The 26104-nt window shown below is 63.1% G+C and carries 11 protein-coding genes; all 11 read left to right on the top strand.

Annotation, left to right across the window (positions count from 1 at the left end):
• The 11 genes from IQ25_RS01410 to IQ25_RS01360 all read left to right on the top strand — a co-directional run bounded on the left by IQ25_RS01410 (position 1) and on the right by IQ25_RS01360 (position 26079).
• Positions 1–684, top strand: a complete 684-nt coding sequence (locus IQ25_RS01410) for a DUF4197 domain-containing protein (protein WP_144901517.1) — start codon at positions 1–3, stop codon at positions 682–684.
• Between the two features lie 95 nt (positions 685–779).
• Positions 780–1433: a fructose-6-phosphate aldolase gene (gene fsa, locus IQ25_RS01405; protein WP_144901515.1), complete on the top strand. Its 654-nt coding sequence runs from the start codon at positions 780–782 to the stop codon at positions 1431–1433.
• A 28-nt stretch (positions 1434–1461) separates the two neighbouring features.
• A complete protein-coding gene (gene cobT, locus IQ25_RS01400) occupies positions 1462–3276 on the top strand; it encodes a cobaltochelatase subunit CobT (protein WP_144901513.1) in 1815 nt (604 codons plus the stop codon).
• Positions 3277–3322: 46 nt separating this feature from the next.
• On the top strand, positions 3323–3994 hold the full coding sequence (locus tag IQ25_RS01395; RefSeq protein ID WP_338112185.1) for a nitroreductase: 672 nt from the start codon (positions 3323–3325) through the stop codon (positions 3992–3994).
• Between the two features lie 11 nt (positions 3995–4005).
• The gene (locus tag IQ25_RS01390; protein WP_144901511.1) at positions 4006–4677 is read left to right on the top strand and encodes a nitroreductase; all 672 of its coding nucleotides are present in this window, start codon (positions 4006–4008) and stop codon (positions 4675–4677) included.
• Positions 4678–4858: 181 nt separating this feature from the next.
• The gene (locus IQ25_RS01385; protein WP_144901509.1) at positions 4859–8026 is read left to right on the top strand and encodes a CHAT domain-containing protein; all 3168 of its coding nucleotides are present in this window, start codon (positions 4859–4861) and stop codon (positions 8024–8026) included.
• Positions 8027–8029: 3 nt separating this feature from the next.
• Positions 8030–10075 carry an adenylate/guanylate cyclase domain-containing protein gene (locus tag IQ25_RS01380; RefSeq protein ID WP_144901507.1) on the top strand — a complete coding sequence of 682 codons (2046 nt, stop codon included), beginning with the start codon at positions 8030–8032 and terminating at the stop codon, positions 10073–10075.
• Entirely contained in the window at positions 10062–10832 is a 771-nt protein-coding gene (locus IQ25_RS01375; RefSeq protein ID WP_144901505.1) for a hypothetical protein, read from the top strand. The genes IQ25_RS01380 and IQ25_RS01375 overlap by 14 nt, the downstream gene beginning before the upstream one ends.
• 3 nt (positions 10833–10835) lie before the next feature.
• Positions 10836–11603, top strand: a complete 768-nt coding sequence (locus IQ25_RS01370) for a hypothetical protein (RefSeq protein ID WP_144901504.1) — start codon at positions 10836–10838, stop codon at positions 11601–11603.
• Between the two features lie 233 nt (positions 11604–11836).
• Positions 11837–13609, top strand: a complete 1773-nt coding sequence (locus tag IQ25_RS01365; protein ID WP_258536924.1) for a ShlB/FhaC/HecB family hemolysin secretion/activation protein — start codon at positions 11837–11839, stop codon at positions 13607–13609.
• Complete coding sequence (locus tag IQ25_RS01360; protein WP_144901501.1) at positions 13609–26079, top strand: hypothetical protein; 12471 nt, start codon at positions 13609–13611, stop codon at positions 26077–26079. The genes IQ25_RS01365 and IQ25_RS01360 overlap by 1 nt, the downstream gene beginning before the upstream one ends.
• The last annotated feature ends 25 nt before the right edge of the window (positions 26080–26104 follow it).

The following is a 26104-nucleotide window of genomic DNA, read 5'->3' as shown; positions in this document are numbered from 1 at the left end:
ATGTCGCAAGGTTCCATGCTAGTCGCTCGCCGCACCATGCTTGGCGGCATGACGTCACTGGCAGTGTTGTCGGTTGCGGGTTGTGCGAGCTATCCAGCGTTCTCGCTGGAAGAGGCCGTGCGGCGCCTGCTGTTCCTTTCCACGGACCGGGCCTTTGCACGGCTGCTGGCCCCGGGCGGCTTCTGGGACGATCAGGTCACGCGAATGGCCTTGCCCGAGGCTATCGGCAATCGCGGCGGCGTTCTTGCCCGAATCCTGACAGGCCCCATCGTGAAGGATCGGCTGCAGCGGGCTTTCAACGACATGGCATATGATGCGGCCGAGCGCGCCGCGCCCGCCGTCACCGATGCCGTGCGCACTATCGGCATCCGCAACGCGCTGGCTCTCCTGCGCGGTAGTGATCCGATGGGAGCCACGGCGTTCCTGCATCAGGAAATGGGCACGAGCCTCGTCGAGATCATGGTGCCAGAATTCGGTGACGCGATCCGCGTGAGCCGCGATCCGTTGGTCGGCGAAGTGCTTTCGGCTCTGACTGGAGTCAACGTTGGCGGGATTGCCAACTCTCTTGCCTATGAAGCCGACAATGCCATTTTCCGCGCGATCGGCCGCGAGGAAGCCGCCATTCGCGCCGACCCGCGTTCGACCAACGATCCCTTGCTGATGGCGGCATTCGGCATCAAATAGTCTGACAAATTCGCATGCGCAGGCCCTGACATTGGCCGAGGCTTTCCTTATAGGCACGGGGGAATCACTTCTCCCCTGCTGGAAGGCCTCGTCCCATGAAGTTCTTCGTCGACACTGCCGATACTGCCGAAATCGCCGACCTTGCCGCTACCGGCTTGCTTGATGGCGTAACCACGAATCCGACCCTGATCGCCAAGGCAGGCAAGGACTTCATCGAAGTCACGCGCGAGATCTGCGGTCTGGTCGATGGGCCGGTGTCTGCCGAAGTCGTGGCTCTGGACCACGAAGGCATGATGCGTGAGGCCGAAGTGCTGCGCAAGATCGCGGACAACGTCTGCATCAAGGTGCCGCTCACGATCGACGGACTCAAGACCTGCAAGGCGCTGACCAGCGATGGCACGCAAGTCAACGTCACGCTGTGCTTCTCGGCCAATCAGGCGCTGCTCGCCGCCAAGGCCGGGGCAACCTTCATCTCGCCCTTCGTCGGGCGTCACGACGACAACGGCTTCGACGGCATGGACCTGATCCGCGACATTCGCCTGATCTATGACAACTATGCGTTTGAGACCCAGATACTCGTCGCCTCCATCCGCCATGGCGTCCACGTGCTGGAAAGCGCGCGCATCGGTGCCGACGTGATCACCGCGCCCCCGGCCGTGATCAAGGGCCTGTTCAAACATGTCCTTACGGACAAGGGCATCGAAGGCTTCCTTGCGGACTGGGCGAAGACCGGCCAGAAGATTGGCTGATCCTCTCTGAATCACGGGCATTTACGCATTGGCTGACGAAACTCCCCTCGACCGTTTCCGTTCGGTGCTGACCGGCACCGCGCGGGCGATCTCGCTCGATCCCGAGGTCGAGGTGGCGTGGACAGCCGATGCGCCCGTTCAGTCCGGCCAGTCGATGCGTGTGCCAATGCCGGGGCGGGCGCTGCCGGCAGATCAGGTGGCCGAAGCTCGCGGCCATGCGGATTCGATGGCGCTTCGGTTACGCCACCACAACGCTGCGCTGCATGGCCGCAATGCGCCCTCCGAAGCGCTGGCGCGAGCGTGCTACGATGCCGTCGAGCAGGTCCGCTACGAGGCGCTGGGTGCAAACGCCTATGCCGGGATGCGCGGAAACCTCGGCGCGGCGCTCGCGATGCGCATGGCGTCCGATCCGATTTCCCGTGCGGCAAAGCCCGAAGACGTGCCGCTGCCGACGGCGCTTGCGCTCCTGCTGCGCGAGAAGCTGACTGGCGAGGCATCTCCCGCTTCAACCGACACCGGCATGGGGATGGTGCGCAGCTGGATCGAGAGCAAGGTCGGCGGTGATGTCGAGGGCCTTGCGCTCTCGCTCGACGACCAGCGCGCGTTCCAGCAGATCGCGCTCGACATGCTCCAGCATCTCGACCTCACGCAGTCCGCCTCCGATCAGGAAGAGGACACGCAGGACGACGAAGGCGAGGAACAGGAAGACGAGGGCGAGGAGGAGCCGAGCAGCTCCGACGATCAGGAGCAGCAGCCCTCCGAAGTCGCGGGCGACACCAGCGAGGGCGACGAGGATTCGGAGTCCGAACAGGAAGTCGAACAGGACGACGACGCTGCCGATTCCGACATGGCCGACGATGGCGAGGAGGGCATGCTGCCCACGCGCCCGAATCGGCCTTGGACCGACCTTCCCGAAAACTTCGACTACAAGAGCTACACCACCCAGTTCGACGAGATCATCTCGGCCAGCGATCTCTGTGACGAGGAAGAACTGACGCGGCTGCGTGCCTATCTCGACATGCAGCTCAAGGGACTGCAGGGCATCGTCACGCGGTTGGCGAACCGACTGCAGCGCCGACTTATGGCGCAGCAGAACCGTTCGTGGGACTTCGATCAGGAAGAGGGCCTGCTCGACGCCGCGCGCCTCGCGCGCGTGGTGATCTCGCCCGGCCATTCGCTGTCGTACAAGATCGAGCGCGATGTCGAGTTCAAGGACACGATCGTCACGCTGCTGATCGACAATTCGGGTTCGATGCGCGGACGGCCAATTTCCATCGCGGCGATCAGCGCCGACATCCTTGCGCGGACGCTGGAGCGCTGCGGGGTGAAGACCGAGATCCTCGGCTTTACCACGCGCGCCTGGAAGGGCGGACAGAGCCGCGAGGCATGGCTGGCTGGCGGCAAGCCTTCGCAGCCGGGCCGCCTCAACGACTTGCGCCATATCGTCTACAAGAAGGCGGACGAGCCCTGGCGCCGTGCGCGCAAGAACCTCGGCCTGATGATGCGCGAGGGGCTGCTCAAGGAAAACATCGACGGTGAGGCGCTGCTCTGGGCCCACACCCGCCTGCTGGCACGCCCAGAAGACCGCCGCATCCTTATGGTCATTTCCGACGGCGCGCCGGTCGACGATTCGACTTTGTCAGTCAACAACGCGGGTTATCTGGAACAACACCTTCGCAAGGTGATCGACTGGATCGAGAAGCAGTCGCCAGTTCAGCTGGTGGCGATCGGTATCGGGCACGACGTAACGCGGTACTATCGCCGGGCCGTCACGATCATGGATGCTGAGCAACTGGGCGGCACGATCATCGAACAGTTGGCGGATTTGTTCGAGGATGAGTAAGTCGAGCAGCTTGACGTCCCTGGTTTAACCGGGCAGCTAATCCGGCATGAACTCCATGACTGTCAGCGAAGCCGTCCTTTCCCGTCGTTCGATCCGGGCGTTCAAGCCTGATCCTGTGCCGCTTGAGGTTATACGGCGGGTTATGGACAAGGCGCGTTGGGCGCCCTCGGGGTGCAATTTCCAGCCTTGGGAGGCGACGATCGTGACCGGTGCGCCGCTGGCTGAATTGCAGGCCAAGATGCTGGTCTCCCCGATGCAGGACCCTGCGGAATATTCCTGGTCTGATCCTGAAGTGATCCCTGAATGCAAGGCGCGGCTGCAGCAGGTAGGCGCGGCGATGTATACGGCGATGGGCGTCGGCCGCAGCGACGGCGATGCGCGGGCCGACTTCGTTCGCAACAACGTCGCTTCGTTCGGTGCACCTGCCGTGCTGCTGTGTTATTTTGACCGCCGCATGGGACCGCCGCAATGGTCGGACGTCGGCATGTGGCTCCAGACGATCATGCTGTTGCTGCGTGAGGAAGGGCTTGATTCCTGCCCGCAGGAATTTCTCTCGATGCATGCCAAGCTGATCAAGGAGTTCATCGGTGTTTCGGATGAAACGCACATCTTCTTCTGCGGCATCGCCATCGGTTATCGCGTCGAAGACACCGCGGTGAACCAGTTCCCGCGCGAGCGCGTGGACATTGACGGCAACGTCCGCTTCCTCGGTTTCTGAAGGTCTTCGAGATGGACGTGACCGAAGCGGTTCTGTCGCGGCGGTCAGTTCGCCGTTTCCTGCCTGATGTCGTCCCATGCGAGGTGCTGGAGCGCGTACTGCGCAAGGCGCAGCGTGCGCCGTCGGGCGGCAATGTGCAGCCTTGGAATGCCAAAGTGCTGGCTGGAGAACCACTGGCGAAATTGGTCGCTTCCGTGGCCGAGGTCATCCCGCAAGGCCGGGCCGCGCATTCGCCGGAATACGCGGTCTATCCGCCTGAACTCGATGGTGCCTTCGAGGCACGCCGCTTCGGAGTAGGCGAGGCGATGTATGCCGCGCTTGGTATCGGGCGGGAGGACAAGCGCGGTCGACTGGCGCAGTTCATGAACAACTTTCGCGCATTCGGTGCTCCGGTACTCATGCTGGTGCATACCCCGCGCTACATGGGGCCGCCGCAATGGTCGGACATGGGCATGTGGTTGCAGACAGTAATGCTCCTACTACGCGAGGAAGGTCTCGATTCCTGCGCGCAGGAAGCCTGGGCTGTCTATCAAAAGCAGGTCCGGGAATGCGTCGGCCTGCCAGATGACCACGTGTTCTTTTGTGGCCTCGCCATCGGTTGGCGCGATCCGGCAGCACCGGTGAATCAGTTTGACGTTCCACGGGCGCCGCTTGAGGAAGTGGTCTCCTTCGACGGCTTCTGACGTCGGATTGATACAATTCGCGTGGCATCGACGGGTGTATCGCTTGGCATCCGTGCGGCAACGCGCCTATGCTGTGCCAAAAGGCACAAGAGTCCTCGGGTAACGCAAGATATTGGCTGCAATTGGTCGCGGTTTCCGCAGTGGACGTTTCGTCCGGCGGGGCAGGCCGGGAGAGCAAGTGATGCGTAATCGTCAGGCAGGACATTGGGCAAGGCTCGGAGCGGGTGCCGCGGCACTGGCCCTTATGCTTGGGGCAGGCAGCGGTTCTGTCTCAGCTCGGGAAGATTCACTCCTGCTGCGCGACAGTTTTCCGCTGGGCTCCGGCGGAAGCAAGGCGCTGTGCCAGGTTCAATCTCGCACGACCGATCCCGCAAACCGCAGTCCGATGGACCGGACATGGGCCATAGTATGCCGCGATTCGGCCTTGCCGGTCGGCTATGTCTTTGCCTTGCGTCACGGGCAGGACGATGAGCTGGCGCGGCTGGTGCAAAGGCGTCGTGACAAGGTTTCGTGCAATGCCACGGCTACGGCTTCGGTCGGCGAGCGCATGCGGCAGGACTGTCGATGGAAGGACCCGGACCTTGCCTATGAAGTGGTGAGCGTGGCACGCGGCAATACGACCTATGTGGTCGAGGGTTTTTCCGCCTACCATGGCGCGCTCGATCTGGCTCTGCGCTCGATCTACGCAGACCGTCTGCTTGATGAGCCGATCGAAGTGGCCACGACATCGGTGAACGACACCGAAGCCTACGCGCGCATCCAGGCGCTGACACTCGATCCGGCAACCGCGCTTGCCGAGGGATATCGGCGCAACAATTCGGGCGATTACGCCGAAGCCGCCGCCTATTTCGAGACGCTGGACCAGCGTCAGGCGTCAACCGGCGATGTGCCGATCGACCGGGTGGAGTTTCTCGTCAACGCGGGACTTCAGCGTTCCAACCTTGGCCAGTTCTCCGAGGCGGACCGCCTGTTCGCCGAGGCTGATGCCATGCCTGCGGGGAGCGGTGTGGTGGAACGGTTGCGGCGCAACTACGAGGCGATCCACCTGCTGAATCAGGAGCAATACGCCAAGGCGCTGGAGCGGCTTGGCACGCCGCTGCGCCAGACCAGCGCGATGGGGGCGGACAGTCTGCGCGCGACAATGGAACTGACGCCTTCTGTCTCGCGCCGTATCAACGCTTCCGACCTTACCGCCAATGCCATGGGTCTGGTCGACGATCTGCGCCTGACTGACGACGAGCGGGCAACCATTCTCGATGCCCAGAGCCTGCAATTGCGCGGGACGGCGTTGCGCCTGCTTGGCCAGCGGGGAGAAGCGCGGATGGCGCTCGAGCAGGCACAGGCCCGCGCGCTGGCCGTGCGAAATGGGCGCGTCGTATCGATCGTGCGGATGCGCGCGCAGTTGCTGACCGAACTGGCGACTCTCGCAGAGGACGAGGGCAGAGCAAGCGATGCTGAAGCGTTGTTGCGATCCGCGGTCGATATCGTGGGCGTGCAATACCCAGAGACGCGGAGCATGGCGGCAGCACAGGCGCGATTGGCGGCCTATCTGGTCCGTCAGGGGCGACCTGCAGAGGCCGAGCCACTTTACCGGGAAGTCGTTTCACGTTCGGTCGAGCGGGAAAACGGGCTTTCAGGCCTGTCGCGCCAGATGGCGCCCTACTTCGATCTTCTCGCCTCGCGCATGGGCGCCGATGCGGCGACGAGCGATGCCTTCTTTCAGGCGTCGCAAGTCCTGGTAAGGCCAGGCGTTGCAGAAACGCAAGCTGTGCTGTCGCGTGAACTTTCTGGTGGAAGTGACGAGGCGGCAAGGCTTTTCCGCCAGTCCAATAGTCTGACGCGCGCGGTCGAACGGGCACGCATGACCTATGCGGCACTGCAGAGGCTTGATGACGCCGCAGCACGGACCGATGAGATAGCCGAAGCTGCCAAGCGCGTCGCGGATCTGGAGGCGCAGGAGCAGGCAACAGTCATCGAGCTTGCCAATTATGCGCGCTATCGCGTTGTAACACAGCGGGTAATTGGCCAGAAAGAGCTTCAGGACGGGCTTGGTGCGGGTGAGGCCTATGCCAAGATGGCAGTGCTCGGCCCTGATGTGTTCGTGTTCTTTGCAACCAAGGACAAGGCGGTGGGATACCGCGCGCCGATCACTTCGGGCGAACTTGAGAAGTCTGTTCAGGCGGTACGAGATTCGATCTCGCGTTTTGACGGCAGACAGTACGTGACCGGCACTTTTGCCGCGAACGAGGCGGCGGCGATATACAAGGCGCTGTTCGGCCCTGTTTCGGCTGATCTGGGCGCGGCCCATCATCTGATTTTCGAGCCTGATGGTGCCATGCTGAAGCTGCCCGTCAACGTCCTCGTCGCTGACGAAGCGTCAGCCAAGACCTACCTTGCGCAGGCAGACACTCCCGCTGGCGATCCGTTCGACTTGCGCGGGGTGAGCTGGCTGGCGAAGGACAAGATCGTCTCTACGGCCGTTTCGGCGCGCTCCTTCATGGATGCCCGCAAACAACCCGGTTCGAAGGCGCACGAGGCCTATCTTGGGCTGGGGCGCAATACGGCGGTTTCGGCGAGTTCAACATCGGCCGTTGCGCGGGTTCGCGGCGCGGATGGCGAGATGATGGCGGATTGCAGCTGGCCTCTTGCCACGTGGAACCGGCCCATTTCCGAAGCCGAACTGCTCAAGGCGCGAATGTTGCTTTCCGGGCAAGGGACCGACCTCATGGTTGGGCCTGCTTTCTCCGATACCGCGATCAAGTCTCGAGGCGATCTGAACAATTTCCGCATCCTTCACTTTGCCACACATGGCCTTGTCACTCCGCCTCAGCCATCATGTCCGGCGCGACCGGCGCTGGTCACCTCGTTCGGGCCGCAGGGCTCGGATGGCTTGCTGAGCTTCTCCGAAATCTTTGACCTGCGGCTCGATGCCGACATGGTGATCCTGTCTGCATGCGATACGGCAGGGCAGGCTGACGTCGCCGCAACGCGCGACGCGGGGATCGTGACCGGAGGTGGCTCGGCGCTCGAAGGCCTTGTTCGCGCGTTCATTGGCGCGGGTAGCCGATCCGTGCTCGCAAGCCATTGGCCCGCTCCCGATGATTTCGATGCGACGGCGCGGCTGATCAACGGTCTCTTTGCGGCCGCTCCCGGTACGGCGACCGGCGAAGCGCTGCTCAAGGCGCAGGACGCGCTTATGGCCGATGTGGATACGTCTCACCCTTACTACTGGGCGGGCTTTGCAATTATCGGTGACGCCGCGCGGCCGCTGGTGGCGCAAGGTGCGCGCATGGCCGCGGTGCAGGGGATGGCACCGTTGGCCATGAAAGCAGGTCCGGGGGGAAACTGACGAATGGCACGTGATGGCCGCGCAGGCGAAGCAAGGCCGCGCGATTTAGGGCGGACGGCGAAACGCAGTCTTTCGCAGCTGGGCTGGCAGCGCACCGTAGTGGCGCTGGCGCTTCTGGCTTTCGCTCTGTTCATAGCATTCAACAGCTGGAACTTGCCGCTGCTTCGCGATGCGGAAGCCGGGCTCTACGACCTGCGTGCCGCCAATTTCGCACCACCGACTGATACCGACAAACGCGTGACTCTGGTCGTTTATACCGCTGACACCAATCGTGCGACGGGCCAGATCTCACCGGTTGACCGGACGATCCTGGCCAAGGCGCTGACCCAGATAGACCAGCTTGGCGCCAAGGGCATCGGCATCGACGTGCTTTTCGATAGCCCGCAGGACGATGACGATCTGCTGCGCGCCTCGCTAAAGGCCATGCACACGCCGGTATTCCTCGCTTTTGCCGATAACCGGACCAATCCCGAAGCAATTACATACGAGCAGGAGCAGGACCTCAAAGCGTTCATGAAGAGCGCGGAAACTGACAAGGTGAAATCGGCGTCGATCCTGCTTGAAACCGATGCCGATGGCGTGGCCCGTCGCTGGCCGCGGCAATATGCGGGCCTGCCGCCGCTGCTCTCGGTCGCGCTGACCAATGATAGCAGCGATGCCGATCCACGGTTTGCCCGCTACACCGGACCGATCCGCTATCGCGTGCCTTCGGCGAGCGACCGCCCTGTTTTCAACAAGATCCCGATCGATCTCGTCGCCGATCCCGACACCGCACCACTGGTGGCCGATGCTATCAAGGGCCGTTATGTGCTGATCGGCGGCGACTTTTCGGACTTTGACCAGTTCGACACGCCTTTCACGCGCACCGGCAATCCGGTTACCGGTGAAACGCGCATGATCGGCGTCGAGGTTCACGCTTCGATGCTGGCACAATTGCTCGACAAGGCCTGGAAGGAGCGACCAGCGGTATCTCTCAAGGTGATTGCGGCGGTTCTTGCCGTGGCGTTGGGTGCGGCGACGGCGATCGCGCAAGTGAGGACCTGGGTGCTGGTACTTTGCGTCGTGGCGCAGTTCGCGCTGTTTCTGGCGGTGCCTTTCGCCGTTGAACGGGCGGGATACGACACTCTCGATATGCCTGCCACGGGCTGGCTGATCGGTTGGCTCGTTGCCTACACTGCCATCAGTTCGGGCCTGCGAGCGATCAACGCGGCTCAACGCGAGTTCGCGCAAGGAGCGCTGGGCAAGTACCTGCCGCGCTCGGTGGCGGCCGAGATCATGCGCAATCCCGAGCGGCTGTCGCTGCATGGCGAGAAGCGCGAGATATTCTGCCTGTTCAGCGATCTCGAAGGGTTCACCAAGCTGACTCACGCTGTCGAGCCGGAGATGATTGCGCGGCTGCTGAACGACTATCTCGATCGTCTGAGCGCCGTGGTGCTGCAGTATGGTGGAACGCTCGACAAGTTCGTCGGCGACGCTGTGGTTGCATTCTGGGGCGCACCTATTGCCTACCCTGATGACGGGGAGCGCGCAGTCAAGGCTGCCTGGGCGATGTATCTGGCGGGCGAAGAGTTCCGCAAGTCGGTGCCAGAGGGCGTGCCCAAGATCGGCCGAACCCGCGTCGGCGTGCATTACGGCGAGGCGGTGGTCGGCAATTTCGGTGGCGAGGGGCGGATCCAGTACACTGCGCTGGGCGATGCGATGAATACGGCTGCTCGCCTGGAAGGCGCCAACAAGCCGCTCGACACGCGCGTGCTGGTGAGCCGCGAGGCGGCAGAGCGGTCAGGGCTCGACTGGTTCCGGCCAATGGGATCGGTGACGCTGCGCGGGCGCAAAACACCGGTCGAGGTGTTCGAACCAGTGCCGGACCTTGACGAAGCCGAACGAGGTCTTGCTGTAGAGGCTATCAGCGCACATGCGCTGGGTGACACGGATCGTGTGAAAGCTCTCACAGACACAATGCTCGAATCGGCGCATGACGACGATGCGATGATCAACCTGATCCAGAGATTGCGACAGACGCACAAGGGAGAGAGTTATGTTCTTGGTTGATGGCAAGCAATTGCGCGCTCTTGCGGCGGGCGTGGCAGCCATTGCCGGACTCGCGCTAGCGAGCGAAGCCATGGCGCAATCGGTGGTGGTCCGGTCGACAGGTCCGTCTTCGGCAACCTATCCGCAGGGCAAGAAGCTGCCGGCCGACGCTACTGTGGTTCTCAAGGCTGGCGATCACGTTACCGTGCTCGACAAGGCGGGCACTCGCGTGCTCAACGGGCCGGGCTCCTTTGCTCTCAACGGTGCGGTCAATCGCAATGCTTCGACAGGCGGGACGGCGCTGGCGGCGATGATGGCCCGGGGTGGCGCGTCGCGGACCCGTACCGGGGCAGTGCGTGGCGCTCCGGCAGCACCCGTCGCTGTGGCGCCAAGCGGGCCGGAGAACATCTGGTATGTCGACGTCAGCAAGGGCGGCACCTACTGCGTCGCTGATCCTGCGACCGTGGTTTTGTGGCGCCCTGAAAAGACTGACGAAGGCACCGGCAAGCTGCTTTCGCAGGATGGCAGCGTGGCTGATGTGACCTGGCGCGCCGGGAGCGCTCTGAAGGTCTGGCCAGCAGCCAGTGTGCCGGTGGTCGACGGGCAGACTTACACCTTCAACAATGCCGTTGGCGCGCCGGTCAAGATCCGAACGATGGTCATGCCCAACGTCCCCACGGACGAGCTCGAAGTGGCAGGTGCCATGGCAGAGAAGGGATGCACAGCGCAGCTCGATCTGCTTGCGAACCTTGCGCAGACAACCCAGGCCGGAGGCTGAACAATGCGTCGCAAGGAATTGGGCGTCGTAGGATTTCTGGGTGCTGTTGCGATGCTCGCAGTCTCGGCGACGGCGGCGGCGCAAGCCGTCGTCGTGCGATCGACCGGGCCGTCGGCAGTGGCTTATCCGAAGGGCAAGAGGCTCCCCGCCAATGCTTCGGTCGTGCTCAAGGCCGGGGACGTGGTTACCGTGCTCGACAAGGCCGGAACGCGGGTGCTGAAGGGCGCCGGATCGTTTACGCTGGACAACGCGGTAAACCGCGATCGCAGCGCGGCCGCCTTGCTTGCGCGCTCACTCAGCAATCCGGCGTCGGTGCGGGCAGGGGCCGTGCGCGGCGCGGGTGACACGTCGGGTGAGCATGTCATGCCGGTCAGCATCTGGCTTGCCGACACAGCTGAAGGCGGCAACGTCTGCGTTCCGCGTGGCAGTGATCTCTACTTGTGGCGGGAAGACGGCAAGGCTCGAAGCTTCACCTGGCTGACGGAGAGCGCAGGCGGCGAGATGGTCCGCATGCAGTGGCCACCGAGGACTGTCGGCATTGCCTGGCCAAAAACCATGCTGGCGCCGCAGGAGGGCCGGATCTATCGCATTTACGACGAGACGGCGCCTGAGAAAGCGGCAGAATTTCGTATCGTGATGCTCGAGCCGGAAGCCGTTCCTGCGGACGCTGAGTCACTCGGGACACTGCTGCTCGACAATGGGTGCAAGGCGCAATTCGATTGGCTTGCTGCAACCCTTGCAGAACCTGAAATACTGGAGCAAAAACCTTAGGGGAAGCACTAATGCCGACTTTGTTCGGCAACGTGAATCCGTAACTATAACAAGGTCTTGGTAGGCCAATAGAGTTAGCCGCCACGGGTCGCGCCTGTGGAGATTCGACTGCGATGGCCGATAATGTTGCCGCCATGCCCCGCGCCGGGGCGACATTTCCTGTTTCACTGCGGGACAATCCGCTGATTGCGCGACCCCGGTTTGCGAGCAGCGCAGCCGTACGGGCAGCGGCATTGGCGTCCGTCCTGGCTCTAGGCCTCATCAATTCAACTGCTTCAGCGCAGACCGTTCCGCCCCCTTCGATACAGCCTCCGACGCGTGAAGAAATTCAGCGTGGTGTCGCCGAAGGCACGCTTAATCGAGGCGGTCCGGTAGATGTCGATGCCTCTGAAGTCGAACGAGCGCCTTGCCCCCTTGCAGCGCCAGATTTCGCAGGCATTCGGCTTAAGCTGTCCTCGGTCACCTTCTCCGGCATGCAGGATCTACCCGATTTCAATCTGACCCAGAGCTACGCCGAGTTTCTTGGCACCGAGCAACCAGTCTCAGTCATTTGCGAGATCCGCGACCGTGCTGCTACCGCATTACGCCAGGCAGGCTATCTGGCAGCCGTGCAGGTTCCGCCGCAGAAGATCGACGGCGGGGCGGTACGGCTCGACGTGCTGCTCGCGCACCTCAAGCGAGTGCAAGTCAAGGGCGATCCGGGGCGATCGGAGAAGGCCCTGCTGCGGTATCTGAACAAGCTGACTCAAGAACCTGTTTTCAATACACATAGCGCCGAGCGCTATCTCTTGCTGGCCAAGGACGTTCCAGGCCTCGACGTCCGCCTCGCATTGCGTCCGCTCGAAGGCTCGCCCGGAGAAGTGATTGGCGAAGTTTCTGTACGGCGCGTTCCGGTCTACGCCGAAATCGGCGTGCAGAACTACGGTTCGCGCGCCGTCGGGCGCTATAGCGGCCTTGCGCGGGTCCAGCTCAACGGGCTGACCGGACTTGGCGATTCGACGACCGCCAGCTTCTTTGCCACGACGGACCTGCACGAGCAGAAGGTGCTGCAACTCGGTCACGAAATGCGGCTCGGCGGCGAAGGCTTCAGCTTGCGGGGTGACTTCACTTACGGCTGGACCAATCCAACCGTGATCGATGCGAGGGCGGACTTCCACTCGCGCACGCTGTCGGCCTCGCTTGAAGGGAGCTATCCCATCGTGCGCTCTCAGGCCTACAACCTGACGCTGGCAGTGGGCGGCCAGATTGCGGATCAGGATCTCGATTTCGGCAGCATTGCGCTCAACAGGGATCGCCTGCGGGTGCTCTATGCCCGAGCCGACACCAATGGCGTCAGCCGGCGCAGCCTGACTGGTCGCGATGGTTTCACGCCGTTCGAGCCGCACTGGTCGTGGGGACTGTCGCTCGAGGCACGCCAAGGTGTCGATGTTTTTGGTGCGACGAAAGGATGCCTTGGCGCGCTCGCGCCCACCTGCCGGGGGGCTGGGAAGGTTACGCCAAGCCGGATCGAAGGCACGGCCAAGGGCTTCGTTCTGCGGGCGTCTGGTGTTTTCGACTATCGCCCGGTGCGCAAGCTGACTCTCAGTCTCCAGCCCCGTGCCCAGTATTCGCCGGACAAGCTTCTGTCGTATGAGGAGTTCTCGGGCGGCAACTACACGATAGGGCGTGGCTACGATCCAGGCGCGGTCATTGGTGACAGCGGCGTTGGCGTGCGCGGTGAAGTGCGGGTCGGCTCCATGATCCCGAAGGTCGCAGGTGGCAATGCCTTCCAGCCCTATGCTTTCGTCGATGCGGCTTGGGTGTGGAACCACGACAGCACGTTCGACGGACTTGATCCGCAGAAGGTTGTCTCGGTGGGCGGCGGTCTTCGGGCAGCAATCCATGATGCCATCCGGCTCGACGCCGGTGTCGCCGTGCCCTTGCACGATCCGCTGGGCCTGAACGTCAAGGGCAAGGCCCGGTTCATGCTCAATCTCTCGTTCCAGCTCCTGCCGTGGAGGCTGTGATGGCCCGTAACGTTTCCGCCATGTCGCTCCGTCGCAAGCCTTCGATTGCCCGCCTCCTGGCCGGCATATCGGGCGGTGCTGCATCGCTGGCGCTCGCGTCCATGCCTGCTCCGGCGCTCGGACAAGCGGTCAACGGGACGCCAACGCCCCAGTTCGGCATCAGTGGCGTGTCGCGCTCAACGCCGGGTCTGGATGCGGTCTTCGTGACCAACAGCGAGGCTTTGCTGGACTGGACTGCAAGCGACAGCGGGGGCGTTTTCCTGCCCGAAGGCAACACCCTCCGTTTCATCTACGACGGCAGCACGCCCTATACCGTGCTGAACCGGGTGACGGATACGGCTGTCGGCGGTCCGCTGTCGATATCCGGGACGGTTGAATCGAGCAGTCTGGGCAAGGTCTGGTTCTACAACGCAGGCGGCTGGGTCGTTGGCCCGAAGGGCGTCTTCAATGTTGGCAGCCTTGTGCTGACGTCCTTGCCGATCACGATCGATCCGGCATCCGACACCGTTTCGCGCCTCTATGGCGACAAGAACGAGATCCGCTTCGGCACCGCGCTGGACCCGAAATCGTTGGTGACGATTCAGTCGGGCGCGCAGATCAATGCGAGCCTTGCCAACAGCAGCTACGTCGCCGTGGTTGCGCCGCGCGTGGAGCAGGCGGGCACCGTCTCGGTCAACGGCTCGGCCGCCTACGTCGCAGCTGAAGCGGCGACGATGACCATCAACAGTGGCCTCTTCGACATCATCGTCGACAGTGGCAGCGATGATACTGAAGGCGTTGTTCACACCGGCGCGACCGGGTGGCCTGCAAACTCCAGTTCCACCGACGCAGACCATCGCATCTATCTTGTCGCCGTACCGAAGAACCAGGCGATGACGGCGGTCGTGTCCGGCTCGATGGGCTACAACGGAGCAACGACGGCGAGCGTCGTGGATGGCTCTATCGTGCTCTCCGCGGGGTACAATGTTGCAGGCGGAAATGTGTCTGCCGACAGTGTGGTTGGTGGAAATGCATCGCTTACGATCAGTGGACTGACGGTCGGCCAGACGGGCGCGCAGACTGACCTGATCGGGCATGCCTCCCGCGATGTGAACATCGATGCGACTACATCATCCACGTCGGTGCGGGGCACAGTCGACCTTCTGGCGCGGCGTAATGTCTCGGCAAAGATCGACAACGGCAATTCCCTTGTCGCGGACAGCGGGCTTTCGCTTGGTTCGATGAATGGCGCCAAGGCAGGCAACGTGTCCGTGTCGGTTGCAGGCGGCGGCTCGCTGAATGTCGGCGGGGCGATGGATCTTTACTCCATCGCAACCGGTGCGATTCAGACCGATCCCCTTAATGGCGATGCGTTGCTGGGCGGAAGTGTCGGCGAGGATGCCGCTTCGGGCAATGTCGGCCTGACGATTACCGACGGCGACTTCAACCTCGGCAGCGCCAACCTGAAAAGCATGGCGACTTCGGGTGTTGGTGGACTGTCCGCAGGCAGCGCGATTGCCGGTGACGTCACGATTGACATCGTGCAGACCGACGGCGCAGCTTCCACGTTCGGCGGTTCTCTTGGCGGCGTGGAAATCTACTCGTACGCGGCCAACGGAGCATTCAGCCTCCAGTCGCCAGTCAACGGTGGTAATGCCGTGGCAGGCGCTGCCAGGCTGACGGTGCACGGAGGCACGTTCGATTCCTCCAGCATAGCGATCGCCTCAGATGCGGGGACTTTCGCCGGTGTCGAAGCTGTACCGCTCAATGCCACTGCTGGGGCCGTTTCTATCAGCTTCGCGAACGGCAACGGATCATTTTCGACTGGTGGCATCAGTGCCGCTAACTACGCTACCGCGAGTGACGGCGGCTTGGCGACGCTGGGCGACGTCAGCCTTTCCTATGACAATGTCCAGAGCGTCACTTCTGACTCTTTCGGCAGCATCGGGCTGCAGTCTTATGCCTACGGCAACCTGATTACGCCCAACACGGTGTCGCTCACCCTGTCAGGTAGTTCCAATCTCGAGACTTTCGGGTCGGTGGTGTCGCTTCAGGCGGAAGGCCGCAACGACACGGTCACGCAGCTTGCCGGCAATGTGAGTTTCGTTGCAGATGCCAGTACGCTGAGTGCATCGCAGCTTTATCTGAATTCGCAGGCCTTCGCCAGTGGTAGCGGCATAGACGCCGTCGGCGGCAACGTCAGCGCGAACTTGCAAAATGGTGCCAATGTCAATCTCGGCGTGGCAGCCTCGTTACAGTCCACGGCGCGTGGCGGAAGCGGTCCGGATGGTGGCAGCGGTACTGGCGGCACTGTCAGCTTCACCATTGCTGACTCCTCCTTCACCGCTGTGGACTCGCCTTTCAGCGACGGCTTGAGCCTCCTGTCCAATGGTGTGGCAGGACGGAGAACCGACGGAGCGGGACGCTCGGGCACGGGGCTGGGCGGCACCGTCAGTTTCATCCAGACCGGCAAGCCGACCAGCGTCCTGGTCAACTCGGTAACTCTTACAAGCCTTGGTCAAGGAGGCAGGCCAGACATTAGCGCTCGGACAGGCCTCGTGGCCCAGGCGGGCGACGGAGCGTCGGGCGTCGGCGGCGATGTTTCCTTCAGCGTGGCCGAAGGTACATTCTCGGCATCGTCACTCACGATCGAGGCCACCGGCGAAGGTGGAAATGGCGACAATGTGGCCGGCTTTGCGCCCGGGACCGGCGGAAGCGGGACTGGCGGCACTTCGACGCTCTCGATCACCGGAGGCCTGCTGACGGCTTCCACTGTCGACGTGACCGCGTCTGGGTTCGGCGGTGACGGAGCGCAATCCTCTGATGCCCTCGGCATTGTCGGCGGCATCGGTGGTGCAGGCACGGGTGGCAGCGCCACGGTCAACCTCACCGGTGGCACTCTGCGGGCAGAGGGGCTTACTGTCGAAGCCAATGGCAACAAGTCGCAATCCGATGGCTTTGGCGTCAGTTACTTTGGTAACGGAGGGTACGATTTTAATGGCACTGGTGCTGCGGGCGACGGCGGTCTCGGCACAGGTGGAAATGCGCTGCTGACCATCGATGGCGGGTCCTTGGGCGAGATACCCTTCTCCTCGGCTGGTCTTCCCGTCACGGTAACGGTGAATGCTATCGGCGAGGGTGGTGCAGGCGGTTTCACTTTCGGAAGCTCGGGCGTTGGCAATCGATCCGGGGCTGGTGGCAACGGCCAAGGTGGCACTGCGGGCATTCGTTTCCTGTCGGGAACGTTCGATGCCCAGATGATCGGGATCGATGCTACGGGTCTCGGCGGACTGGCCGGCAATGATGCGAATACTGCAGGCGAATTCGCTCTGAATGCTGGCAAGGGTGGCGACGGTGCCGGGGGCACTTCCACGCTGGAATTAGTGGGCAATTTTGGCGTGGCGACCACTTCGGGAAGCACTCGCAATCTCGAAGTGCGTGCCGATGGCATCGGGCAGGCTGGCGAAAGTGGCCTGATCGGTGGCGAAGGTGGCAGTGGTCTCGGTGGTACGGCCCGTATTCTTGTAAGCGGCGGCAGTTCCTCGTTCGCTGATCCGGTTCTCTCTGCGGAAGGTCTCGGCAAGGCCGGTGGGAACTCCACCGATGGATACGGCGGTGGCGCGGGAGGAAGCGGCACCGGCGGGCAGGCCGTCATCGCTGTTACTGGAGACGGAACAAATCTCAGCATTGCCGGCGCATCGCTGCGGGTGTCCGGGCTGGGTGGCGCGGGCGGACGCGGCGGCGCTGGTTCGGATGCGGTCGACGAAGCGGGTGACGGCGGGGCAGGCGGGGCAGGAACCGGCGGTGCAATCAGTCTTGTAGCATCTGACCTCGGGCAACTAAATTCGACCGGCACAGAAGGATCGTTGTTCGCGTCGAATGGCATTGGCGGCGCCGGAGGACTCGGCGGCAACTCTGCAGCCAATGGCTGGCGTACTTTGGGTGATGGCGGCGACGGCGGCAGCGGCCGCGGCGGCACTGTCGATGCACTGGCGCAGGGCGGTGGCGTCATCACGTTCGATGACCTGACGCTCGGCACCAATGGTTTGGGTGGGGCTGGCGGTTCGTTCGTCAGTCTCGATGTCAGCGGCACATTTGACCAGTCGGTCGGCGGTGCAGGTGGAGCGGGCTTCGGCGGATCGATAAGTGTTCAGGCAGTCGGTCTGAATTCCCGTGTGGAAGCGCCAAGCCTGGTGGCCAATGCGAATGGCCGTGGCGGCGCGGGCGTCAACGGGTCCGGCTACGCTGTGGACGGCAGTTCGGCAGATGGCAGCGCCGGAGGCAGCGGTACGGGTGGAAGCATCTCGGTCCTGGCCGATGCAGGAGGCGCAATCGCGCTTGCTACGGCAGACGGCAACGTCGGGCTTTCTGCCAATGGCATTGGCGGAAATGGTGGGAGTGCCTTCGCAGCGATAACGGCATCTACCGGAATTGGTGGCAATGGAGGTAACGGCGGCGACAGCGGCTCGGGCACCGGCGGCACGGTTGCCATCGCCGCGCTGGACGACGGCACTGCGTCGCTGGGCCTGCTCGGCACTGTCACGCTCTCGGCCAACGGGATCGGCGGCATTGCAGGGCTGGGCGGCGATGGAGCAAACTCGACTGCTCCGGTCACGCTTGGCGGCAACGGGGGTAACAACGGCCTTGCCGAAGCAGGCCGCGGCGGCACGGTTACTGTCGGTGCGGCCGGAGGCGTCGCAATCTTCGGAACGCTGCTGGCAAATGCTACCGGCGAAACCTTCGACCGTCCCTTTGCCGGAGCAGGGGGCAGCGGAACCAGCGGGGTCGGACTTCCAGGAAGTTCCGCCTTCGTCACACCCTCGGGTGGCCAGGTCTTCTTCAGTTCTGCTGATGGCAGCTTGTCGAGCACGGGCTCGCTGGTGGCAGGTGCGACAAGCGTCGACGTCAGATCAAAGCGCACTTTCCCGGCCTCGAACTTTGCATTCATAAATGAGTTGGGTGGGACTATCTCGCTCACATCATCGAGCACGGCACCGGTTGATGCCATGCGTTTCGCCAGCTTCAGCGGAGATGCGTCGGGTTCCTTTGCAGGCTTCTCCGACCCGGCGATATCGCTGACGGCGGTCTCGGGACCAATCGCGTTTGATGGGGACCTGAACCTGCTGGCAGCTGGTTCGATCTCGCTTTCGGTAGCAGATGGGCTGAGCATCACTGCAGGTGGCAGCGCGTATTTGGGCAGTGACACCGGGATAGATATCGCTGCCGCCGGAACCGGACAGTTCTCCGGGAACTCTATCGAATTGCAATCGCGCGGCGGCATCGGCATCGCTGTGGCTGGATGCGCTACGACGACCTGCCGTCCGATCGAAGCCACTACCAGCCTGTTGGCCGATGCATCGGGCGATTTCACGATTTCCGGCCCCGCAATCGTGGCAGGTCTTGGCTCGCTTGACGTCTATGCTTTCGGCAATGTCACCGGCGATGCAGCCAGCGGGTACTTCTCGGGCGGCAACCTTCGGGTTCGGGCCGGCCAGGACGCCACGATCCGCAATGCCAGCGGTGCGACCCTCGACCTTGAAGCAGGCGCGATTCCTGACGGTGCGACGCTCTATTTTGATGGTCTTCTGACGCTGGGCGAAGTTGGCGGCGGTGGCTTGTTCAATGCGGCCGGCGACATCGTGTTCGCCAGCGGCGGCGGAATTGCCGTAACGGGTGGTAACAGCTTCAGCACGGGCACCGGGATCGACGTGCGTTCGGGCAACGACATCATTGTCGGCCGGAACAACAGCTTCGTGGCCAACACATCCGCAGCTGTTCCCGGCCTCCCGGTGACGTTCGCAGCGGGCGGGCTTACGCTGCAGTATTCGCTAGCTCCCGAAGACATCGCCGTGCTGGCGTTTGGCAGCGGTACCACCGTGTCGGCCGGGACTGGCGCGATCGCACTTTCAGGCGCGGCCATCGATGCGCGGCTGGCGACTTTCACTGGAGCGAGCTTCCGGGCCGATGTGCTGCAGACGCTCGGCCTGACCTCGCCCCGTCGGAACAATGGCGAACGGCTGGATCCTGACTGCCTCGAGGGTGCGATCTGCATCGGTGACATCGATGTATCGGGCACAGTCCGGATCGGAAACACTGACACTGTGCCACTCGACATTCGCGCAGTTGGCACGATTTCGGGCTCGGATGTGCGGCTTCTGGCCACTGGCAACGTGACGCTTGAGGGCGTCGGACGCGTTGCGCAGATCGTGTCCACCGGCAACCTGTCGATCCGTTCGGTTCTGGGCGACATTGCGCTGCTTGACGGCGCCGTGGTCGAAGGCGGAACAGTTCGTCTTGCTGCGGGCGCCAACATCTTTGGCACTGGCAACGTTACGGCCACGGTCGACGATATTGGTTTGTTCGCTGGCGGCGATATTGACGCGGCATCGCTCACTGCTGCGCGCGAGTTGACGACTGACCTTGCCGCTGGTGGCTTGGCGGAAGGCGCGTTCTCCACACTTGGGGCTCTGCGTGTAGGAGCGTTGACACTTGGTGCAAGCACGGACATCACCACGGGCACGAGCCTAGAGATCGGAGCGCTGGCGTTAGGCGGCTTCAACGGATCTCTAAGCGCAGGCACCGTTCTAGATCTGGGTTCGACCACTGACGTCAATGACCTGTCGCTCTCAGCGGGGACGAGCGTTGGGTTCACCTCTCTTCTGGTGGACGGCAACCTCGTTATCTCCGGGCCATCCGTCACCGGCACTAGCGCACAAGCAGGTGGCACCCTTTCGATCACCAGCGACAGCCTTGCGGCTGATCTGCTGCAATCGGCGGGCGACCTTACGCTGACGGTGACCAATACTGCAGCACTTGGCGCCGTCAATTCGACCGGCGGCTCGGTCACCATCGACCCGGCTTTGCTGACGTTCGATGCGATCACCTCGGCCAGCGGCATCACGCTGAGCGGGGGCGTCATCACCGGTGGCACGCTTGATGCGGGAACGAGCATCGAGGTCACCGCGACCGGTGCGCTCACGCTTGCTTCGGCCAATGCGGGTACGACGATGTCGCTGGGTGCGGACAGCTTGCAATCCGGAGCGCTGGATGCAGGGGATAGCCTGACGCTGACGATTGCCAATGGGGCGACGTTGACGGGGGCGGCCACTGCCGGTGGCGATCTTGTCGCAAGCTTCGGCACGCTCGATTTCACCACGCTCGGCGCCACGGGGCTGGTCAGTCTCGAGGGGACGGACCTGACGGGCAGCAGCATTACCGCCGGGATCAGCCTGACCGCCTTGCTCGCAGGCAACTACGCGGTCACCGATGCGCAGAGCGGGACGAGCCTGTCGCTGCAATCCGCGACCGCGACGGCGACCACGCTCTCGGCCGGTGCCAATCTTGATGCGACGGTAACCGGCCTTGCCGATCTGGCCGATGTCTCGGCGCTGGGCGACCTGACGCTGAGCGCCGGATCGCTGCTTTCCGGTTCGATCACGGCCGGCGGGCTTGTCGGTATCGACGTGAGCGGGACGGCGACCGTCGGTGCGACCACTGCGGGCACGACGCTGACCTTCGACGCCGGAACCCTGAACGCAGACAGTCTCGATGCCGGGACAGTGCTTTCACTGACCGCTGCGAACGCTGCGACGATCACCGGGACGGCCAGCGCCGGGACCGATGCTTCGGTCAGCGCGGCAAGCCTGACGGGTGGCTCGTTCACCGCCACGGGCAACCTTGGCATCACCACGACCGGCAACGCTGCCTTCGCCGATGCATCGGCCGGAGGAGCCCTGACCCTGTCAGGCGCGGACGTGTCGATCACCAGCCTTTCCGGCAAGACCGTCGACATCACTGCGACCAACGTGCTTGGCAACAGCATCGCCCTGACCGATGCCCTGTCGATCAACGCCACCGGCGACATCACCCTGGCGCTGATCGGCCCGACGGCGGGGACAGTCGACATCACCGGCGCCTCGCTTTCGCTCGATCTCGTCAACGCGGGCGACCTGGGCATCGCGATCTCGGGGGATGCCCTGATCGGGTCGGTGCTCGGCTCTGGCAAGGTGACCCTGTCGGCTGCCAATCTTCAGGTCGACAGTCTTGGCGCTGCGGGCGTGGTATCGCTTTCGGGCACGACCATCGGCGCAGGCACGATCCTTGCCGACAGCGATCTTGGCATTTCCGCCACGGGCAATGTCACGCTCGACCGGGCAGAGGCGGGCGGCACGCTCGCCATCACCGCCGCAGGCCTTGGCGCAAACACGCTGCAATCGGCGGATGACCTCACGCTGACGGTGGCCAACACGGCCGCGCTTGGCACGGTCACTTCGACCGGCGGCTCGATCTTCATCGATCCGGCACTGCTGACCTTCGATGCGATCACTTCGGCCAGCGGGATCACCCTGAGCGGCGGCACGATCACCGGCGGTACGCTCGATGCGGGCGGTGCCGTCGATGTCAACGCAACCGGCGCTCTGACGCTCACGTCCGCCCGGTCCGGAACCACGCTGTCGCTGATCGGGGCCAGTATTCAGGCAGGCTCACTGAGTTCCGGCGCCACCAGTTCCGTTGCCGCTCAAGACCTCGTCAGCATTACCAACGCGATCAATTCCGGAGGGGATGTCTCGATCACGGCTGCCGGGCTCGCCACTCCGCTTCTTCAGTCCAACAGCGGAAACGTCACGCTCGCGATCAGTGGACTGGCGGACCTGAGCAACGTTGCAGCCAGCGGCGGCGATCTCCTCATCAACGCGGGGACGCTCCGTTTCGCTTCGGCCAGCGGGCTCCGGGCGGTCCGGCTGAGTGGCACTGACATTGCTGGAACAACCGTAACCTCGGGCACGTCCACAAGCATCAGCGCGTCGTTGATCGCCAATGTCGGCACCGTCACTGCAGGGTCGAGTGCAACAATCAACGGGCAGGATTTGACTGTCTCGAAGGTCACGGCCGGGACGTTCACCGATTTCGACGGCAGGATTATCAACGTTGGCGAAACGACGGCCGGAACCACCGCTTTTGTCGATGCTGGCGATTTCATCTTCGACAAACTCACCGCTGGCGAAAGCGTCGAAATTCTTAGCGCGGGCGACACCACAGGGGGCAGCCTCATCGCGGGCACGACCCTCAGCATATCGGCGCGCGGAGACGCGCAGCTTGACGATGCACAGGCGGGCGGTGCAATCACAATCGGGGCAGCGAATCTCAACGCGCTGACCGTCACCGGCGATGCGGGACTGTCGCTGGTCGTCACAAACGCGATTGATCTGGACACAGTGAAGGTTCTGGGGTCGTTCGATCTGTCCGGTGCTTCACTGAACCTCGGGTCCAGCAGCTCGGGTCTCGACAGCACCTTCTCGCTCACCGGCAATGCTACCATCGGCAGCGTGGCTGCAGGCCTCGCCACTACCGGCCAGAACCTTGTCCAGATCGTCGTCCAGGCGCTCGCCAATTCCTACACGGGCGGCACTCTGGCGCCTGTGTTCGACGTGGTTCAGGGACAAACCATAACGGTGTCGTCGTCTACCAACGACTTGTGGAGCGCCGGTTCATTGCCGAGGATCTCGGACGGCGACGGTCTCGTCGTCTTCCGCGTGGCCACGGCGCAGGACGACTCCGGGTTCCAACCTGGCACGCAGATCGGCGCAGCCTTCGGCAACCTGACGATCGGCAATTTCAGCGCGCCGTTCGGAGCGCTTGTCGGGCAGATCGGGAATGAGACCGTGCTTCTCGGCGCAAACGGGACTGTGACGGCCCCGGCTACCGGCACGCTTTCGGTGGGTTACTGGGACTCCAACGCCGGGGACAACTTCGGCAGCATCGCCTTCACGTTCGGGACCGGCGGCGGTGGCGGCAGCGTGTCAAGCCCTGCAAACGTCAGCATTACGACCGGCGGCAATCTGACGGTCGGTTCTGCCGCTGCCAGCAGTGCCATCACACTCGATGCAGCAGGCGCCCTCAAGCTAGACACCGCTGATGCCGGAACCGCGCTTTCACTGACGGGCAACACGATTGACGCAGGGACGCTGATGGCCGGGACAAACATCGCAATCGCCAGCACCGGCACCAGCGTGATCGGCAATGCCTCCGCAGGCGGATCTTTCTCGGCCGACGTCGGAGCGCTGGATTTCACCTTGATCGACGCTGACGGCGCAGTCGACATTCGTTCGCTTACCGGCACACGCGGAGGAGACATCACTTCCGGCGCAAGCATCACGATCGACGAAGATGGCGCGATCACGCTCGGCAATGCCACGGCAACCGGAACGGTCGACCTCGCGGCTGACGGCTCTCTGACCTACGGCAAGCTTGATGGCGGTTCCGTTGCCGTTAGCGCTGCATCGGCCAGTGGTGGAGCGATCACGGCACGTACCGGCAGCCTGGCGCTTACCACTATCGGCGACCTCTCGACGGGGGCGCTTGATGCGCGAGGAGCGATTACCCTGTCCGCTCGCGACGCGACGCTGGCCAGCGCCCGTTCCGATGACGATATCGGTGCCAACGTACGCTCGTTCGCAAGCCCGAGCATCAGCGCGGCGGGCAACTTTATCATTACCGGCACAGGCGCGGTGGAAGTAGGAACGGCAAGCGGAGGAGATGCGCTCAACGTAACCAGCCAGACGCTGACCTTCACGCGAATGACTGCGGGCAATGCGCTCAATATCACGACCTCTGGCGACATCACTGGCGGCGATCTCGTCGCCACAGGACAGATGCGCATCAATTCGGGCAATGGCAATTTCACCTATGGCACGCTCGATGGTGGCGACATCGCGATTGTCGGAGGATCGATTGCCGGCGGCGTGCTTCAAGCGCGAACGGGGGCTGTGAACATCGCTGTCGCCCGAAGTGCTGCACTGGGTGCCATCACCGCTGCCGCAAACGTTGGCATAGATGCACGAACGCTCGCCTTCAGCACGATCAACGCTGGCGGCGCGTTCGGGACGAACAACGGTACGATGACCGGCACATCGATCAGCGCAGGGCAGGACATATCGATATTCAGCCAAGGCGATGTCTCGCTCTCCGGTCTCTCGGGAGGCGTTGCAGCGGTGCGGTCGAACGGCGTGGTCAACATCACCGGCATCGAGCTGACAGGACCCATCAGCGTCAGCGCCGACGCAGTGGGCCTCGATGCAACCGGCAATCTGGCCATCCGCCGCATCTTTGCCGAAAGGGGCAACGTCGATGTAACTGCAGGAGGCTCGATCGACGCTGATACGATCCTTGCGCTGGGCGACATCGACCTTCTTGCGCGCAATGGCGATGTAACGGTCGGAGATCTGTCTGCCGGGTATTCGGACGTCTTCAGCGACGCGGTCAGGCCGCAGGGCCAAGTCTCCGGCGCCGTCGGGCAAGGAAACATCGATATCGTGGCAAGTGACAACATCGTGATCAACGACGTTGCCGATGCCGCGCAGGTCTTCACCATGACGGCGGGCGATACCATTCGCATCAATGGCCTTGCTACCGGGGGGCAGATGGACCTGTCCTCGGCAGACCTTGCCATCGGAGACAGTGGCCGCCTTGGAGAAACCGCTCACACCTCGGCCATTACCCTGCGCAATACAGGGCAGGGCGTCACACGTCTGGGCGACAACATCCCGTCCACGACAGGCGGGTATGCTATCTCGCAGGCCGAGTTCGCCCGCATCCGCTCGCGTGGTGACCTCACCATCCGTGGAATCAGGCCGATGCTTGTAGGCGACCTTACGGTCGTTGCGCAGGCAGGGACGGTGCAGGGGCAGATCGGCGAGACCGGAACCTTGTCACTGCGCTCCACAGGGTTGATCTCGTTCCTCGGCGGGCTCTCGATGAGCAATGCAGCAGGCAACACGCTATCAGTCAGCAGCAGTGCCGACGGGATATTCCTTGATGCGCAGACTGGCTCGATCCGCTTGCTCGAAGGCGAAACACGTGGCGGGTCGCTGCTGCTTTCGGGCAGCGGTATCGCCATGGTCACGCGAACGGCGCTCGGGGATATTGCGCAATTGACCGACACCGCACTCATCACCGATCGTCTCGGCTTGAACGATGGTGTCACCGATGGCCGGACGCTTGTCGAAGCAGATGCGATCACGTTGCGGTCGGATGAGCAGGTCTATATCCAGAATACCTCGATCGGCACGCGGCTTGACGATCGGCGAGGGCTGGTTGCGAACAGTCTCAGGATTGGTTCTCGTGAAGGCGGTGTGCTGGACATCGTGATCAACGGCATCGTCAACGGCCAGACCGGAGTAGATGCCATCGAGCAGATCACCTTCGAAGAGGCGTTCACCGATCTTTCGTCGGTCAACGGTTGCGTGATCCTGAGCGCCAACACCTGCAACAAGCTGCCGTTCGAGATCATCGAATTGCGCGATCTCATCGAGGAAGTGCTGAAGAACGATCCTGCCGACAACGCGCTGCAGGTGGTCGACAGCTTCACGAAGACTTCGCTGATCCAGCTTAACCAGATCGCGCCAGCTGGGTTCGAACCGCTGATCGACGAGCCGGTGACCGGCACCGGCAACGACGATCTCCTCGGCGAAGGCAAGCAGGACGGCGAGTGACTTGACCTGATGGGCGCGGGCGGGG

Origin of the sequence: Novosphingobium taihuense (genome assembly GCF_007830315.1) — a bacterium.
GTDB lineage: Bacteria > Pseudomonadota > Alphaproteobacteria > Sphingomonadales > Sphingomonadaceae > Novosphingobium > Novosphingobium taihuense.
The sequence above is the reverse complement of the archived record's forward strand: the minus strand, read 5'-3'. Positions and strand labels throughout refer to the sequence as shown.

What these genes read in the sequence shown, in the direction of transcription:
- IQ25_RS01410 (WP_144901517.1), top strand. Translation starts at nt 1, where the DNA reads ATGTCGCAAGGTTCCATGCTAGTCGCTCGCCGCACCATGCTTGGCGGC.
- fsa (WP_144901515.1), top strand. Translation starts at nt 780, where the DNA reads ATGAAGTTCTTCGTCGACACTGCCGATACTGCCGAAATCGCCGACCTT.
- IQ25_RS01395 (WP_338112185.1), top strand. Translation starts at nt 3,323, where the DNA reads ATGAACTCCATGACTGTCAGCGAAGCCGTCCTTTCCCGTCGTTCGATC.
- IQ25_RS01390 (WP_144901511.1), top strand. Translation starts at nt 4,006, where the DNA reads ATGGACGTGACCGAAGCGGTTCTGTCGCGGCGGTCAGTTCGCCGTTTC.
- IQ25_RS01385 (WP_144901509.1), top strand. Translation starts at nt 4,859, where the DNA reads ATGCGTAATCGTCAGGCAGGACATTGGGCAAGGCTCGGAGCGGGTGCC.
- IQ25_RS01380 (WP_144901507.1), top strand. Translation starts at nt 8,030, where the DNA reads ATGGCACGTGATGGCCGCGCAGGCGAAGCAAGGCCGCGCGATTTAGGG.
- IQ25_RS01375 (WP_144901505.1), top strand. Translation starts at nt 10,062, where the DNA reads ATGTTCTTGGTTGATGGCAAGCAATTGCGCGCTCTTGCGGCGGGCGTG.
- IQ25_RS01370 (WP_144901504.1), top strand. Translation starts at nt 10,836, where the DNA reads ATGCGTCGCAAGGAATTGGGCGTCGTAGGATTTCTGGGTGCTGTTGCG.
- IQ25_RS01360 (WP_144901501.1), top strand. Translation starts at nt 13,609, where the DNA reads ATGGCCCGTAACGTTTCCGCCATGTCGCTCCGTCGCAAGCCTTCGATT.